The 14,774-nt window shown below is 64.1% G+C and carries 14 protein-coding genes; 7 read left to right on the top strand and 7 right to left on the bottom strand.

The window, feature by feature from the left end; genetic code table 11:
- Nucleotides 1–49: 49 nt before the first annotated feature.
- From C2H86_RS01300 to C2H86_RS01290, 3 genes are all read right to left on the bottom strand, one after another.
- A complete protein-coding gene (locus C2H86_RS01300; RefSeq protein ID WP_003256068.1) occupies nt 50–646 on the bottom strand; it encodes an amino acid synthesis family protein in 597 nt (198 codons plus the stop codon).
- Nucleotides 647–1,116: 470 nt separating this feature from the next.
- Nucleotides 1,117–2,157 (bottom strand): LLM class flavin-dependent oxidoreductase, encoded by a 1,041-nt coding sequence (locus C2H86_RS01295; protein WP_159411111.1) that lies wholly within the window; start codon nt 2,155–2,157, stop codon nt 1,117–1,119.
- Nucleotides 2,158–2,232: 75 nt separating this feature from the next.
- Nucleotides 2,233–2,718: a flavin reductase family protein gene (locus C2H86_RS01290; protein ID WP_159411110.1), complete on the bottom strand. Its 486-nt coding sequence runs from the start codon at nt 2,716–2,718 to the stop codon at nt 2,233–2,235.
- Nucleotides 2,719–3,034: 316 nt separating this feature from the next.
- Here C2H86_RS01290 and C2H86_RS01285 point away from each other — a divergent pair, with 316 nt between their 5' ends.
- Nucleotides 3,035–4,441, top strand: a complete 1,407-nt coding sequence (locus C2H86_RS01285; protein WP_159411109.1) for a purine-cytosine permease family protein — start codon at nt 3,035–3,037, stop codon at nt 4,439–4,441.
- Nucleotides 4,442–4,576: 135 nt separating this feature from the next.
- Here the strand turns inward: C2H86_RS01285 and C2H86_RS01280 are convergent, their stop codons facing one another.
- Both C2H86_RS01280 and C2H86_RS01275 read right to left on the bottom strand, forming a co-directional pair.
- A complete protein-coding gene (locus C2H86_RS01280) occupies nt 4,577–6,202 on the bottom strand; it encodes a methyl-accepting chemotaxis protein (protein WP_159411108.1) in 1,626 nt (541 codons plus the stop codon).
- 234 nt (nt 6,203–6,436) lie between these two features.
- On the bottom strand, nt 6,437–7,639 hold the full coding sequence (locus C2H86_RS01275; protein WP_159411107.1) for an NAD(P)/FAD-dependent oxidoreductase: 1,203 nt from the start codon (nt 7,637–7,639) through the stop codon (nt 6,437–6,439).
- Nucleotides 7,640–7,907: 268 nt separating this feature from the next.
- On the opposite strand from C2H86_RS01275, the gene C2H86_RS01270 reads away from it, so the two are divergent.
- Nucleotides 7,908–8,447, top strand: coding sequence for an RrF2 family transcriptional regulator (locus tag C2H86_RS01270; RefSeq protein WP_159411106.1), 540 nt, complete (start codon nt 7,908–7,910; stop codon nt 8,445–8,447).
- A gap of 34 nt (nt 8,448–8,481) precedes the next feature.
- On the opposite strand, the gene C2H86_RS01265 is transcribed toward C2H86_RS01270, so the two are convergent.
- On the bottom strand, nt 8,482–9,387 hold the full coding sequence (locus C2H86_RS01265; protein ID WP_159411105.1) for an AraC family transcriptional regulator: 906 nt from the start codon (nt 9,385–9,387) through the stop codon (nt 8,482–8,484).
- 103 nt (nt 9,388–9,490) lie between these two features.
- Between C2H86_RS01265 and C2H86_RS01260 the strand changes: the two genes are divergently transcribed.
- Genes C2H86_RS01260 through C2H86_RS01240 form a run of 5 tightly spaced genes read left to right on the top strand, consistent with a single transcriptional unit; the run spans nt 9,491 to nt 13,929 of the window.
- Nucleotides 9,491–10,051 carry a carboxymuconolactone decarboxylase family protein gene (locus C2H86_RS01260; protein WP_159411104.1) on the top strand — a complete coding sequence of 187 codons (561 nt, stop codon included), beginning with the start codon at nt 9,491–9,493 and terminating at the stop codon, nt 10,049–10,051.
- Between the two features lie 48 nt (nt 10,052–10,099).
- Complete coding sequence (locus C2H86_RS01255; protein WP_159411103.1) at nt 10,100–11,164, top strand: acyl-CoA dehydrogenase family protein; 1,065 nt, start codon at nt 10,100–10,102, stop codon at nt 11,162–11,164.
- On the top strand, nt 11,161–11,982 hold the full coding sequence (locus tag C2H86_RS01250; protein ID WP_159411102.1) for an ABC transporter ATP-binding protein: 822 nt from the start codon (nt 11,161–11,163) through the stop codon (nt 11,980–11,982). The genes C2H86_RS01255 and C2H86_RS01250 overlap by 4 nt, the downstream gene beginning before the upstream one ends.
- Nucleotides 11,969–13,174 carry an ABC transporter substrate-binding protein gene (locus tag C2H86_RS01245; protein WP_159411101.1) on the top strand — a complete coding sequence of 402 codons (1,206 nt, stop codon included), beginning with the start codon at nt 11,969–11,971 and terminating at the stop codon, nt 13,172–13,174. Before C2H86_RS01250 ends, C2H86_RS01245 begins: the two co-directional genes overlap by 14 nt.
- The gene (locus C2H86_RS01240) at nt 13,174–13,929 is read left to right on the top strand and encodes an ABC transporter permease (protein ID WP_159411100.1); all 756 of its coding nucleotides are present in this window, start codon (nt 13,174–13,176) and stop codon (nt 13,927–13,929) included. The genes C2H86_RS01245 and C2H86_RS01240 overlap by 1 nt, the downstream gene beginning before the upstream one ends.
- A 92-nt stretch (nt 13,930–14,021) precedes the next feature.
- On the opposite strand, the gene C2H86_RS01235 is transcribed toward C2H86_RS01240, so the two are convergent.
- Complete coding sequence (locus C2H86_RS01235; protein WP_159411099.1) at nt 14,022–14,708, bottom strand: GNAT family N-acetyltransferase; 687 nt, start codon at nt 14,706–14,708, stop codon at nt 14,022–14,024.
- Nucleotides 14,709–14,774 lie beyond the last annotated feature (66 nt).

Genomic DNA, 14,774 nt, shown 5'->3' with positions numbered 1-14,774 from the left:
TCGGGCGCGGCGGGTAAGCACGCCACGCCCCGGCCCGTCTTGGTTGTTGTTATTGAGCGTTGGCTTTTTCGGCAGCCAGTTCTTCCAGGTCGATGTAGCGGTTGCCGATGCGCGGGTGCAGGCGGCCGCCGTCGGCTGCGCCCAGGACCACGACGATTTCATCGGCGCGCGGGGCGTCTTCGATCTGCATTTCCAGGGTGATGTAGTGCGAACGCAGGCCTTCGTCGTCCTTCTGCATCATCGGGATCTGGATCGAGGTGCCTGGGCCGCCACGCTTGTTGGTGAAGCTCAGGTAGCTCTTGGCTTGCACCGCTTCGCGGTAGTGATTGCCGAAGCGCAGGGTGTGGATTACCGCCGAGGCGTGCTCGATCTCGCCGTCGGCGCCGACGACTGCAGCCTTACCGTAGGCCTCGATCTTGTCGGCACCGCCGATGGCAGCGGTCAAACGCTCGACCATCAGAGCACCCAGCTCCGAGCAGTTGGCGCGGATTTCCGGCTTCAGATCTTCAACGAAACCGCGACCGGCCCATGGGTTCTTGATCACGACGGCCAGGCCGACCATGGTCACCGGCTTGTCGGTGGCCTTGCCGCCTTCGATGCGGGTCTCTTCGGAGTAGGTGACGATCTTGCGGATTTCGAAACTCATGGGTGGCTCCTGGTGAGGGTTATCAGCTCTTGTTGTCTGATGGTATACCATAATATTTGTTGTGCAAGAGGTGGCTGGAAATTTCTCTTGCGGGGGGACGAAAGGTGGGCATGCCTTGGGTTTTATGGCGCCTGGGAGATCGAGCGCCGCCCGCGCGGCGCATCGCGAGCTTTGCTCGCTCCTACGTTTGTTTCGGGCCAATTATTCCTGGGGGATTTGCGCGCGAACGTCTTGGCGCATGGCACGATGTCGCGTCATAGGAACAAGGCGGTCGCGCGCGCCTGCCACAGGCGTTACTGGCCCGAAACAAACGTAGGAGCGAGCAAAGCTCGCGATGCGCCGCGCGGGCGGCGCTCGATCTCCAACACATCACAAAATCAAAGGCGTACACCCCAAAAAAAGCCCGCTCACGCAGGCCACGGGGGCCCACGGGAGCGGGCGCGTCCCGCAATGTGCCAGGCAATGGGAATTCAGGCGAAGGCCGGCACCACTTCCTTGATGAACAGCTCGAGCGATTTCTTCTTCTCGGCGTGGGGCAGGCTGTTGTCGCACCAGAAGCTGAACTCGTCGACACCGAGCTCCTGGTAGTACTTGATACGGGCGATGATCTCTTCCGGGGTACCAATCATCGTGTTCTTGCGGATGTTCTCCAGCTGGAACGCCGGCACTTCGGCGAACTTCGACTCAGGGCTCGGCTCAAGGAAGCCGTTGACCGGGGTGGACTTGTTGCCGAACCAGGCATCGAAGGTGCGGTAGAAGCGCGAGATGGCCTGGGCGCCGATTTTCCAGCCTTCGGGCTCCGACGGGCTGTGCACGTGGGTGTGGCGCAGCACCATCAGTTGCGGGCGTGGTACGTCCGGGTTGTTGTCGCAGGCGGCCTGGAACTTGTTCTTCAGGTCCAGCACTTCCTCGTCGCCCTTCATCAGCGGGGTGACCATGACGTTGCAGCCGTTGGCCACGGCGAAGTTGTGCGAGTCCGGGTCGCGGGCGGCGATCCACATCGGCGGGGTGGCGTTGAACGGCTTCGGTACGCTGGTGGAGGTCGGGAACTTGTAGACTTCGCCGTCATGGGCATAGTCGCCTTCCCACAGCTTGCGCACCACCGGGACCATTTCGCGCAGGGCCTTGCCACCGTCGGTGGCCGGCATGCCGCCCGCCATGCGGTCGAATTCGAACTGGTAGGCGCCACGGGCCAAGCCCACTTCCATGCGGCCGTTGCTGATCACGTCGAGCAGGGCGCATTCGCCGGCAACGCGGATCGGGTTCCAGAACGGCGCGATGATGGTGCCGGCGCCCAGGCGGATCTTCTCGGTGCGCGCGGCGAGGTACGCCAGCAGCGGCATCGGGCTTGGCGAGATGGTGTATTCCATGGCGTGGTGTTCGCCGATCCACACGGTGCTGAAACCGCCGTGCTCGGCCATCAGGGTCAGTTCGGTCAGGTCTTCGAACAGCTGGCGGTGGCTGACCTGTTCATCCCAACGTTCCATGTGCACGAACAACGAAAATTTCATGGGGCTTTCCTCAACGCTTGAAAGTGTCTGTCGCCCGGCAGGGCAGGCGCCAGGTGTCTCGATTCAGAATAGGCTTCAGGCAAAGGCTGGCAGGCTGGCCATCTTGCCGCGGCAGTAGACCATCGGCCGAGGGGCTTCCTCGGGGACGATCAGGTTGTGCACCTTGCCGACCATGATGGCGTGGTCGCCACCTTCATATTCGCGCCACAGTTCGCATTCGATGACGGCGGTGGCGCCAGCCAGGATCGGGTTGCCCAGTTCGCTCAGGGTCCACTCGATGCCGACGGCCTTGTCCTTGCCCTTCTTGGCGAACGCGTAGGCTTCGGCCTGCTGACCACCGGAGAGCAGGTGAATGGCGAAGCGCTTGTTCTTGATCAGGACAGGGTAGGAGTCGGAGGTGTAGTTGGGGCAGAACAGCACCAGCGGCGGGTCCATCGACAGGGAGGAGAAGGCGCTGGCGGTCAGGCCGACGACCGAGCCGTCGTCGTCCAGGGTGGTGATGACGGTCACGCCGGACGGGAAGGAGCCCAGGACGTTCTTGTAGATGCTTGCGTCGATCATCTGGTGTACCTCTAAAGGGCTGCGGTGGTCCGCGGTTTTTATCGTTGATGTGTCTGATGGTATACCGTAATACCTATTTTGCAAGCGGAATTTTCAGCCCTGGTTTTTCACGATGAACGGCTCTAGGCCACGTAAACCGTGGGATTGAGCGGTGAGGCGGTTTGTCGCAGGGGTTGTGCGAGCAGATCAGCGGGCGTTTTTTACTGCGGATCAGTGTTGTCAAAAGCTTGGAATACCATAATATGGTCCGCAGCTGAGAGGCCGCCTAGATGCGGTTTCCTTACAAAGATAAAAACGACCTTTCGAGCTGAATCCTATGTCCCAACCGTCGTCGCAACACCAGTTTGTCGAGAATCACACGGTCGATTACGTTCCACCTGCCGAGCGCCATGGGAAGGCGCGCGACCTGTTCACCCTCTGGTTCAGTACCAACATCGCGCCACTGCCTATCGTCACCGGCGCCATGGTGGTCCAGGTGTTCCACCTGAACCTGTTGTGGGGGCTGATCGCAATCGTGCTGGGTCATCTCGTCGGGGGCGTGTTCATCGCCCTCGCCTCTGCGCAGGGACCGCAGCTGGGCATTCCGCAAATGGTCCAGAGCCGTGGCCAGTTCGGCCGTTACGGCGCCTTGCTGATCGTGTTCTTCACCGCGCTGATCTATGTCGGCTTCTTCATTTCCAACATCGTCCTGGCGGGCAAGACCATCCACGGCATCGCCCCAAGCGTGCCGATGCCAGGTGCGATCGTGATCGGTGCCTTGAGCGCCACCGCCATCGGCGTGATCGGCTACCGCTTCATCCACATCCTCAACCGCATCGGTACCTGGGTAATGGGTTCGGCGCTGCTGGCCGGCTTCATCATGATGTTCGTCCAGGAACTGCCGGCCGACTTCTTCAGCCGCGGCGCGTTCAACCTGTCGGGCTTCATCGCCACCGTGTCGCTGGGCATCATCTGGCAGATCAGCTTCTCGCCGTACACCTCCGACTACTCGCGCTACCTGCCGCGTGAAGTGGGCATCGCCAAGCCGTTCTGGGCCACCTACTTCGGCGCCACGCTGGGCACCATCCTGTGCTTCAGCTTCGGTACGATCGCGGTGCTGTGCGTGCCGGATGGCACCGACGCAATGGATGCGGTCAAGCAGGCCACCGGCTGGCTGGGCCCGATCCTGATGGTGCTGTTCCTGCTCAACATCATCAGCCACAACGCCCTCAACCTGTATGGTGCGGTGCTGTCGATCGTCACCGCGATCCAGACCTTCATCGCCGAGTGGACGCCGAGCATCAAGGTGCGGGTGATCCTGGCTACGGTGATCCTGGTGGGCTGCGGGATGGTGGCGCTGAATGCATCGGCTGGCTTCATCGGCCAGTTCATCGGCCTGATCCTGGCGCTGCTGCTGGTGCTGGTGCCGTGGGCGTCGATCAACCTGATCGACTTCTACCTGATCAAAAAGGGTCAGTACGACATCGCGTCGATCTTCCGTGCCGACGGCGGCATCTATGGCCGCTTCAACCACCACGCGATCATTGCCTATGCCTGCGGCATCCTGGTGCAGTTGCCGTTTGCCAACACGTCGCTGTATGTGGGGCCGTATTCGAACATTGTCGAAGGGGCTGACCTGTCGTGGCTGTTCGGTTTGCTGGTGACGGTGCCGCTGTACTATTGCCTGGCGACTCGTGGCAAGGCGGCCGAGCGGGCGGGGCGGGTTGTAGGCGTCAACGACTGATAGATGGTTGTTGCTGTGACAGGGGCTGCTTTGCAGCCCATTCGCGGGGCAAGCCCGCTCCTACAGGTACAGCGCAAGCCTTGGGAGCGGGCTTGCCCCGCGAATGGGCCGCAACGCGGCCCCAGCTCTTTCAGGTCAGACCTTGAACTGCGCGACCATGCCATTCAGATCCACGGCAAGGCGCGACAGGTCCTGCGCCGCCGCGCTGGTCTGGTTCGCCCCCGCCGACGTCTGCATCGCCAGGTCCCGAATGTTCACCAGGTTGCGATCCACCTCCCGCGCCACCTGCGCCTGCTCCTCGGAAGCGCTGGCGATTACCAGGTTGCGCTGGTTGATCGAAGCGATCGCCTCGGCAATCACCTCAAGCGCCTGACCCGCACCCTGCGCCACCTCCAGCGTGCCGTTGGCCCGGCCGCGGCTGCTGTGCATCGCCGACACTGCTCGTTCGGTACCGTTCTGGATCCCGGCGATCATCTGCTCGATCTCTGCCGTCGACTGCTGGGTCCGGTGGGCGAGGGCGCGCACCTCATCGGCCACCACGGCAAAGCCACGACCGGCTTCACCGGCGCGGGCCGCTTCGATCGCCGCGTTGAGCGCCAGCAGGTTGGTCTGCCCGGCAATCGCGCCGATTACGTCCAGCACGCGGCTGATCTCGTTGGCGTTGCTGGCCAGCTGCTCGATCTCGGTCGAGGTGCCGGTTACGTCATTGACCAGATGCTGGATCGAGGCCAGGGCCTGGTTGACCTGATCGCGGCCATCGCGGGTGTTCTGGTCGGCACCTTTCGAGGCATCGGCCGTGCTGACCGCGTTGTTCGCCACTTCTTCCACCGCTGCAGTCATCTGGTTGACGGCAGTGGCGGCCTGGTCGATTTCCGCGCTCTGCTGGTGCAGGCCACGGCTGGTGTCTTCGGTGACGGTGTGCAGCTCTTCCGAAGCCGAGGCCAGTTGGTCGGAGGAGGCGGCGATCTTGCGGATGGTGTCGCGCAGGCTGTTCTGCATGCGGCTCAAGGCGCGCAACAGCAGAGCTGGTTCGTCGCGGCCGACGACACGGATATCCTGGGTCAGGTCGCCGGTAGCCACGCGTTCGGCCACGGCTACAGCATCGGCCAGCGGTACCACGATACTGCGGGTGAGCACGGTGGCGATGGCAGCCAGGGCGAGCATGATGATCACCAGCGAGGCGATGATTGCGGTGAAAGCCTCGTCGGCTACATCGCTGCTGCGCTCCGAGGCATCATCGGCGCCTTTGCCGTTGTAGGCAATGAGCGCGGCCATGGCCTTCATCATGCTGTCGGCGTACTGGCTGAGCGGGCCACTGATCTGCTGCTTGGCGGCGTCCATGCGACCGGCAGCGATGTCCTGCAATACCCGCGACTGCAGGTCGAGGTATTGCTGGTGGGAAGTATTGAAGGCGTTGAACAGGGCGCGATCATCGGCAGCGATGATGGTGTCCTCGTAATCCTTGAGTCCACTTTTGAGCTGCTCGTTGATGCCCTTGAGCATGTCGATGTTGCGCGCACGCTCGCCGGTATTGTCATCCAGCGCGGCGCGCAAGGTGACGGCGCGGGCACGGCCGAGGTTGGTGCTGATTTCACTGAGGGCGACCACGGCGGGCATCCAGGTGACACGGATTTCGTCCGTGGCCCTGTCCATCTGCCGGGTTTCATAGATTGCGATAAGGCCCATGGCCAGGACCAATGCGCCCAGCAGCGCAAAAACGCTGGTAGCGCGGGTGCCGATCTTCATATTCCGTAACTGCATGGAATGCTCCTTGACGTTGGCGTGCAGGCGTCAAGAGCATGGACGGATGGCCGGGTCACCGGGGATGGCGCCAGGCTCTCGATGCGCTGCGGATTAAAGTGTGTGCCTCACCCTCTTGAATGTCTTTTTGATTTGAATGATGCCATATGGCCATCAATATTGACCAGTCATTCAATGTAACGACTTATGCTGACAAATCCGTCATTTATTGACGGATTTGTCAGGATTTTGCGCTTAAACGATCGCGATCAGCGGGTCGGCAGCGGCCAGTGCCAGGGCGCGGTCGGCGGCCGGTGGGTAGATCCATACCCCGTTGATCTGGCGCTTCAGCTCCTTGCCTTCCTGGCCCTGCAGCTTCAGCTCGCGCTCCCAGCCTTCACTGAAGGCTGCCCCCCATTCGCCGAGGTCCAGGCAGGTGACGTACTTGGGTTGACGGTAGATCACCGGCGCTACGCCCAGCAGGTCGGCCATGGCGTTGTTGCCGGAGTGGCGGCCCATGGGGATTGCGTGCTGGCAGGTCATCAGGGCGTGGTTGCCCAGGTCGTCGACCGCTGCCCAGGCGGTATCGCCGGTGGCATAGATGTGCTCCTGGCCGATCACCTTGAGGTGATCGTCGACCTTGAGGCGGCCTAAGTTGTCACGCTCGCCGGCGACCTGGGCGGTCAGCGGGCTGGCCTTGACACCAGCGGTCCAGATCACGGTCTTGCTGGCGATGTACTCGCCGCTGTCGAGGGTGACGCCGCCAGCATCCACCGCCACCACCGAGGTGCCGGTCAGCCACTCTGCGCCAGCCTGTGCACTGGCTGCGACGATCGAAGGGGTGATGCCAGCGCCGAGTGCGGCACCGACGCGGGTGCCACGATCGATCACCAGTACCCGTACTTCAATGTCGCTGCCGAGGATGGCGCGCAGGCGGACGGGGATTTCCGTGGCGGTTTCTATGCCGGTGAAGCCACCGCCGCAGACCACCACCGTGTTACGTGCAGGCGAGGCGGGCAGGGCGGCCAGGCCGAGCAGGTGCTGCTCGAGCTTCACGGCCGACTCCATCTGGTCGACATCGAAGGCATGTTCGGCCAGGCCTGGAATCGCCGGGCGCGCCACCTGGCTGCCGGCGGCGAGGATCAGGCGGTCGTAGGCAATCTGCTGACGCTGGCCATCGACATCGGTGTAGCTGACGCTGCGCCCTGCGGCATCGATGGCCTCGGCGTTACCGGTGATGAAGCGCACGCCGACCGCATCGAACAATTCACCGACCGGTGCCTTCAGGCTGTGCGCGTCGGCTTCGTAGAAGCGCGGGCGGATACGCAGTTCCGGTTGCGGGGCGAGCACGCTGATGCTCAGGTCGTCGCGCTGGGCCTGGTCGAGCAGGCGGGCGGCGCTCAGGGCGCTCCAGACACCGGCAAAGCCGGCACCGATGATCAGGATGTTCGATTTCATGGAAGTGCTCCGCAAGGTTGAAGAGGGCTTCGAGGGCGTTGGTGGTGCTGCTCGAATAACTACGACTCTATTGATCGTAGTTTGAATCGGCAAGTGTTTTTTTCTTACGGGTAGCGCTCGACGCACGCTTAAAGCCGGTTGAATGCCTGTGATTAAGGGCTTAAAAGGGGAAGGCAAGGGCTTGAAATGGCGACGGATGGCGCAGGGCAGCTTTGCGCTTAGCCGGTGATCAGCGTAATATTTGCGACGAAGTTGGTCGGAGATAGATATGTCGCTCTACAGTGCTGGCGTCGAATACGGCATCCATTGCCTGCTGTACCTCGTGGATGAACGAGGTGATACCCGTGAGTCCAGCGTGCGCGACCTGGCGGAGCTGCAGGGCGTGCCGCAGGAATACCTGGCCAAGGTCTTCACCAAGCTCGCCCGGGCCAAGCTGGTGGCGGCTACCGAAGGCGTGCGCGGCGGTTTTCGCCTGGCGCGGCCGTCGGACGAAATCACCGTGCTGGATATCGTCAACGCCATCGACGGGCCGAAGAAGATCTTCGATTGTCGCGAAATCCGCGAACGTTGCACCTTGTTCGAAGGTTCAGCGCCGGGTTGGGCGACCGAGGGCACCTGCGCGATACACGCGGTGATGCTGGGGGCGCAGAAGCGCATGGAAGAGGCGTTGGCGCAGCAGACCATCCTCGACCTGGCACGGCGGTTCGGGCGCAAGGCGCCGGCCGAGTTCGGGCAGCAGGTCAATGAGTGGATGTGCGAGCGGCGTGATGGCAAGGGGGCAGGGGACATCCCGGTCAGCCAGATCTGAATCTAACGCGTGCCCGCAAAAGGGCCGGGACAGGTCAACGCCCTTCATGCTGGCGACGATAAGCCCCAGGTTGCACCCCCATGGCCTTGGCAAACGCCCGGGTAAACGCCGCCACCGACTGGTACCCGGCCTGTACCCCCACCTGTTCCACGGTATTGCCCGCCTGCAGCAACCGGCAGGCATGGCGCATGCGCAGCGCCAGCAGCACCTGGCCCGGCGACTGCCCGGCCAGTTCATTGAAACGCTTGAAGAACGCCGAACGCGACAAGCCGGTGCAGGCTGCCATGCTTTCCAGCGTCCAGGCCTGGCCAGGCTGTTCGATCAATTGCTCCAGCAACCCGGCAAACGCCGGCTGGCGGGCGAGGGCGACCAGCCCGCCCAGCGATTGCCCGTCGTGTACCTGCTGGCGCAACACATAGAGAAACAGCAGGTGGGTCAGGCGCTCCAGCATCGTTTGCGAGGGCGAGCGCTGGCACTCCTCCAGAATCAACCCGAACAACGCCCGCGCCGCATGCCCGGCCGGCTCATCGGCACGCAGCACGATCAGGTCGGCCAGCCCCTCGACGATCAGTGACGACAACCCGGCGCGGAAGTCGAAGAACCCGCAGACCAGGCCCACTCCATCGCTCGCCGTGGCATCCAGCGCCTGCATCTGTCGGCGTGGCTGCTCGCAGGCTGCGATCGGGTCCTGGTCGCTGGACAGCCGATAACCCAGGTCGCGCAGCAGGAACACGGCATCGCCGGTTGCCAGGCGCACGGCCTCGGCCTGGCCATCGAGGTGCAGCCAGCAATGGCCCTGCACCACCAGGTGAAAGCTGGCGCGGCCCATGCCCTGGGTGCTGGCATGCCAGCCGCCGCAGTAGCGGCCGACATGGAACAGGCTGGCGTCGAGTTCGAGACTTTCTAATAACCAATCGACAAGATGGCTGGATGAAATCATCTAATGCAAACACTCAGGAGCAAGGAAAGGCGACTGATGAATATGGAGGGTAATTCTTATAACCAACAGACTGTAGCCACACCCATCAAAAGGAGACCACTCCATGACCTCGCGCATTACTCTACACACTCTGCAGAGCGCCCCGGAAGCGGCCCGCCCATTCCTCGAAAACGCCCAGAAGAACTCTGGCTTCATTCCCAACCTGCTCGGCGTGCTGGCTAATGCCCCGGCGGCGCTGGAAACCTACGTCACCGTTTCCGCCCTGAACGGCAAATCCGAGCTGACCCTGGCCGAGCGTGAAGTGGTACAACTGATTGCCGCGACCAAGCACGGTTGCGACTTCTGCGTCGCCGGCCATACCGCCGTGGCCCTGAACAAGGCCAAGCTGCCTGCTGAGGTGGTCGACGCCCTGCGTGCGCGTGGCGAACTGCCGGATGCCCGCTACGAGACCTTGGCCGAATTCGCCCGTGAAGTCATTGCAACCCGCGGCAACGTCGGCGACCCCACCTACCAGGCCTTCCGCGCAGCCGGTTTCACCGAGGGCAACGCCCTGGAGGTGATTCTTGGCGTGAGTCTCGCAACCCTGTGCAACTTTGCTAATGTGTTCGCCCAGACGCCGCTCAACGACGAGCTGAGCAAGTACCGCTGGCAGCCAACTGCGTAATTGACGCCTGGCGCTGGTGGCGCCTGCGATTTCAAAAGGAGTAGGGACATGCTTGATGCTGCATTTCGTCAATGGCTGGATGCCAATGCCGAGGCAATCGACCAGGGCCAATGCGACCCGCAGCTGGTGCTGGCGCACATCGCCGAATCGCAACTGCTGCGCGTCGGCGTCGCCCCGGCACTGGGTGGCAGCGGGGGCGCGGTCACCCATGCCGTCGAAGCCATCGCCGCCATCGCCAGCCGTTCACTGGCCGCCGCCTTCGTCTGCTGGGGCCAGCGAGCGTTCATCGAATACCTGCTGCAAAGTCCCAACCAGGCCTTGCGCGAGCGCTTGCTGCCCAGCCTGCTGACTGGAGAGCTGGCCGGTGCCACCGGTTTGTCCAACGCCATGAAGTTCCTCTCCGGGATCGAGGCCTTGCAGGTGCGTGGCCGCCCCGAGGCGGCGGGCTGGGCACTGGATGGCCGCCTGCACTGGGTGACCAACCTGCGCAAGAGCGGCTTCGTCGTGGCGGCGGCCATCGAGGACGACGCCGGCGGCTCGCCTTTCGTGGCGGCGATTCCCTCCGACAGCCAGGGCCTGGAGCGCTCCGATGACCTGGAGCTGATGGGCCTGCAATCGAGCAACACCGCGGCGCTGGCATTCCACCAGGTCGAGCTGGGGCGCGAGTGGCTGCTGCACGAAAACGCCCGCGAGTTCCTGCCCACGGTTCGCCCGGCGTTTCTCGCCTTGCAGTGCGGCATGGCCATCGGCCTGGCGCGGCGGTCGCTGCACGAAGTACACGAACACCTGCACGGGCGCCTGTCGTTCCTCGAAGAACACCGCCAGGTGCTCAAAGAGCGCCTGGAAAACACCGTGGCCGAGCTCAAGCAGGGCCTGCTCGAAGGGCGCTTCCAGGGCCAGCCAGCGGCGTTGTTCAAGCTGCGCATCACCCTTGCCGAAAGCGCTGCCGACGCTGTGCAGCTGGAGCTGCAGGCCAGCGGCGGCAAGGCGTACCTGGATGAGTTCGGTGCCGGCTTCGCCCGCCGCTGGCGCGAGTCGGCGTTCGTGCCGATCGTCACCCCAAGCCTGGTGCAACTGCGCGCCGAGCTGCATCGCCAGGCCGCCAGCGCATGAGCCAAGCGTTACTCGAAGCCCGCGAGATCAGCCTGGGCTACCCGCGCGAGGGCGGCTGGCAGGACGTGCTGGCACGCTTCGACCTGCAACTGGCGCCAGGGGAGGTGGTGACCATCCTCGGCCCCAGTGGCGTCGGCAAGTCCAGCCTGCTGCGGGTGCTGGCCGGCCTGCAGCAACCGCGCGGTGGCCGCGTGACCCTGCATGGCGAGCCGCTGCAAGGGCCGCACCCGCGCCTGGCAGTGGCCTTCCAGGACCCGAGCCTGCTGCCCTGGCTGAGCCTGGAAAAGAACGTTGCCTTCGGCCTGGACTTCGCTCGCCAGCCCAAGCTGGCCGCAGCCGAGCGCCGTGCGCGCATCGACCATGCCATCAGCGCGGTGGGCCTGGCCCATGCGCGCAACCAGTATCCGGCGCAGTTGTCCGGCGGCATGGCCCAGCGCACCGCGCTGGCCCGCTGCCTGGCGCGCCAGCCCGAAGTACTGCTGCTCGACGAGCCGTTCGGTGCCCTCGACGAAGTGACCCGCGCCGACATGCAGCAATTGCTGCTGCAACTGATCGCCACCCACAACACGGCGGCGGTGCTGATTACCCACGATATCGACGAAGCCCTGTTGTTGTCCGACCGGGTGCTGCTACTGGGCAACCACCCGGCGCACATCCTTGGCCAATGGCACATCGACCTGCCGCAACCGCGCACGCACCGGGTCGAAGAGCTGGGCGCACTGCGAATCGAGATCCTGAAAACCCTTCGGCGGGCAAGCCGCACGGCTGAACCTTCCCCTACCTCGTTGCCTTCGGAGCCTGCACATGTGCATGGATGACTGCTGTTCCGCCACTTCGCGTCGTGATTTCCTCAAGCTCAGCGCCATGCTCACCGCCGCCGGGGCCGTGCCGCTGCTGTCCAGCCTGCAGGCCCGCGCCGCCACCGAGCCCGACGCGCCGGTACGCATCGGCTACCTGCCGATCACCGACGCCACGCCGTTGCTGGTGGCGCACAACAACGGCCTGTTCGAGGCCGAAGGCATCAAGGCCGAGCGCCCGGTGCTGCTGCGCAGCTGGGCGCAGGTGATCGAGGCGTTCATCTCGGGCCAGGTCAACGTCATTCACCTGCTGTCGCCGATGACCGTGTGGGCCCGTTATGGCAGCAAGGTGCCGGCCAAGGTGGTGGCCTGGAACCATGTCGGCGGTTCCGGCCTGACCGTGGCGCCCGACATCACCGACATGAAGCAGCTGGGCGGCAAGACCGTGGCCATCCCGTTCTGGTACTCGATCCACAACGTGGTGCTGCAGCAGATGCTCAACGACAACGGCCTTACCCCAGTGTCGAAGCCCGCCAATGCCCAGCTGGCGGCCAACGAAGTCAACCTGCTGGTGCTGCCGCCGTCGGACATGCCGCCGGCCCTGGCCAGCAAGCGCATCGCCGGCTACATCGTCGCCGAACCGTTCAACGCCCTGGCCGAGAACCTCAAGGTCGGCCGCGTGCAGCGCTTTACCGGCGATGTCTGGCGCAACCACGCCTGCTGCGTGGTATTCATGCACGAGCATGACCTGAACAACCGCCCGGAATGGTCGCAGAAGGTGGTCAACGCCATCGTCAAGGCCCAGCAATGGACCCGCGACCACCGTGCCGAAGCGGCGGCGCTGCTGTCCAAGGCAGGCCCCAACAAGTACACCCCGCATGAGCCGGCAGTGCTGACCAAGGTGCTGGCCCCGGCGGCCGAAGACCGTGCCAGCTACATCGCCAGTGGTGCGATTCAGCATCAGCAGTGGGATGAAAAGCGCATCGACTTCCAGCCCTACCCATACCCCAGCTACACCGAGGAACTGGTCAAGCGCCTGAAGCACACCCTGATCGAGGGCGAAAGCGGCTTCCTCGCCAACCTGGACCCAGCGCAAACGGCCCGCGACCTGGTCGACGACCGCTTCGTGCGCAACGCCATTGCGGCAGTCGGTGGCCCTTCGGTGTTCGGCATCGCCGAGAACTTCCAGCGTAGCGAGGAGTTCGCGGTCTGATGCGCAAGCACGTCGTCCATGCCGGCCTGGGTTTGGCCGGCCTGCTGGGGTTGCTGTTGCTGTGGTGGCTGGGGGTGCGGTTGTTCGGCGAGGCCGACGGCCTGTCGGCGCGCTTCTCGCCCCAGGCGACTCTGGCCAGCCTGGTCGAGCTGCTCGGCCAGGGCGAGGTCTACGGGCATGTCTGGGTCAGCCTCAAGCGCATTCTGGTCGGCTTGCTGCTGGCGCTGCTGATTGGCGTGCCGCTGGGGCTGCTGGTCGGCAGCTACCGGCATCTGGAGGCGGCGACCACGCCAGCGTTCCAGTTCCTGCGGATGATCTCGCCACTGTCGTGGATGCCGGTGGTGGTGATGCTGATGGGTGTGGGCGACCAGCCGATCTACTTCCTGCTGGCCTTCGCCGCACTGTGGCCGATCCTGCTCAACACCGCCGCGGGCGTGCGCCAGCTCGACCCTCGCTGGCTGCAGCTGAGCCGCAGCCTTAGTGCCACGCGTTGGGAAACCTTGTGCAACGTGATCCTCCCAGGGGTGATCGGCCATGTACTGACCGGCGTGCGCCTGGCCATCGGCATCCTGTGGATCGTGCTGGTGCCGTGCGAGATGCTCGGGGTGAGTGCGGGGCTGGGGTATTTCATTCTCGATACCCGCGATCGCCTGGCGTACTCGGAGCTGATGGCGATGGTGCTACTGATCGGCGTGCTGGGGTTCATGCTCGATGCCCTGGCCCGCGGGCTGCATCGGCGTTGGGTGCATGCCTGACCGGTCACTGTTGCTTCTTCGCGGGCAAGCCCACTCCTACAGGACGGTGCGCACCTGTAGGAGCGGGCTTGCCCCGCGAAGAGGCCGCAGGATCAATGCACCGACTTGCGCTCCCGCACACAGGCCTTAGCCTGGGCGGTCAACTCATCCAGCCATTCATCGCGCTGCTGCTCGGCATCGAGCATGGCATCCTCACCCTGCTGATTGAGCAGGTAGGTGTGAATCTGCAGCACTTCGGCGGTCTGGTAGATCGGCTCAATGTCCAGCCGACCGATCAGCGCACCGCTGGCCTGGCCGGTGCTGCTCATCAACACCTGCGGCCCGCTGGCGGCGACCACCTGCATGCCCATGCTCTCGAACCAGGGCACCTGATGGGCAAAGGCATTCAGCTCGACGCTGGCATAGCGCGCCTGCGCATCACCCAGCAGGGCACGGGCAACGCCTTGGCGGCGGTGGTTGGGCGCCACGGCCAGAAACGCCAGGGCGCAGGCCTGGGGGTTGTCCTGGGCCGGCAAGGTCAGGGCGAAACCGAGCAACTGGTCCGGGGCTTCGGCATCCAGGGCCAGGGTCAGCTGCACGGCCAGACCGCGGGTGCCGTCCATGGCCTGCAGGTACTGGTGCACCTCCATGCCGACACCGTACTGGTACAGCGGATAGAGCGGGTTTTCGGCACGAATGGCGACGCTGCTCAGGTCGCCGACGTTGTGGATCACCAGCTCGCGGATCTGGTTCTGGAAGGATTCGGGCGGCACGCTGTCGAGGCGGCTCAGGATGAACATCGGTGGACGGGCTCCGGCTGCGGTTGGCTCACCCCGCGCCGGGTTGGCGCGGGGTGCACAGTCTAA

This window comes from Pseudomonas putida, assembly GCF_009883635.2.
In the GTDB taxonomy this organism is placed as follows: domain Bacteria; phylum Pseudomonadota; class Gammaproteobacteria; order Pseudomonadales; family Pseudomonadaceae; genus Aquipseudomonas; species Aquipseudomonas putida_W.
The sequence above is the reverse complement of the archived record's forward strand: the minus strand, read 5'-3'. Positions and strand labels throughout refer to the sequence as shown.

Bases quoted from the DNA above. Each gene is read 5' to 3' on its own strand.
- C2H86_RS01300 (WP_003256068.1), bottom strand. From the start codon at position 646: ATGAGTTTCGAAATCCGCAAGATCGTCACCTACTCCGAAGAGACCCGC.
- C2H86_RS01295 (WP_159411111.1), bottom strand. From the start codon at position 2,157: ATGAAATTTTCGTTGTTCGTGCACATGGAACGTTGGGATGAACAGGTC.
- C2H86_RS01290 (WP_159411110.1), bottom strand. From the start codon at position 2,718: ATGATCGACGCAAGCATCTACAAGAACGTCCTGGGCTCCTTCCCGTCC.
- C2H86_RS01285 (WP_159411109.1), top strand. From the start codon at position 3,035: ATGTCCCAACCGTCGTCGCAACACCAGTTTGTCGAGAATCACACGGTC.
- C2H86_RS01280 (WP_159411108.1), bottom strand. From the start codon at position 6,202: ATGCAGTTACGGAATATGAAGATCGGCACCCGCGCTACCAGCGTTTTT.
- C2H86_RS01275 (WP_159411107.1), bottom strand. From the start codon at position 7,639: ATGAAATCGAACATCCTGATCATCGGTGCCGGCTTTGCCGGTGTCTGG.
- C2H86_RS01270 (WP_159411106.1), top strand. From the start codon at position 7,908: ATGTCGCTCTACAGTGCTGGCGTCGAATACGGCATCCATTGCCTGCTG.
- C2H86_RS01265 (WP_159411105.1), bottom strand. From the start codon at position 9,387: ATGATTTCATCCAGCCATCTTGTCGATTGGTTATTAGAAAGTCTCGAA.
- C2H86_RS01260 (WP_159411104.1), top strand. From the start codon at position 9,491: ATGACCTCGCGCATTACTCTACACACTCTGCAGAGCGCCCCGGAAGCG.
- C2H86_RS01255 (WP_159411103.1), top strand. From the start codon at position 10,100: ATGCTTGATGCTGCATTTCGTCAATGGCTGGATGCCAATGCCGAGGCA.
- C2H86_RS01250 (WP_159411102.1), top strand. From the start codon at position 11,161: ATGAGCCAAGCGTTACTCGAAGCCCGCGAGATCAGCCTGGGCTACCCG.
- C2H86_RS01245 (WP_159411101.1), top strand. From the start codon at position 11,969: ATGTGCATGGATGACTGCTGTTCCGCCACTTCGCGTCGTGATTTCCTC.
- C2H86_RS01240 (WP_159411100.1), top strand. From the start codon at position 13,174: ATGCGCAAGCACGTCGTCCATGCCGGCCTGGGTTTGGCCGGCCTGCTG.
- C2H86_RS01235 (WP_159411099.1), bottom strand. From the start codon at position 14,708: ATGTTCATCCTGAGCCGCCTCGACAGCGTGCCGCCCGAATCCTTCCAG.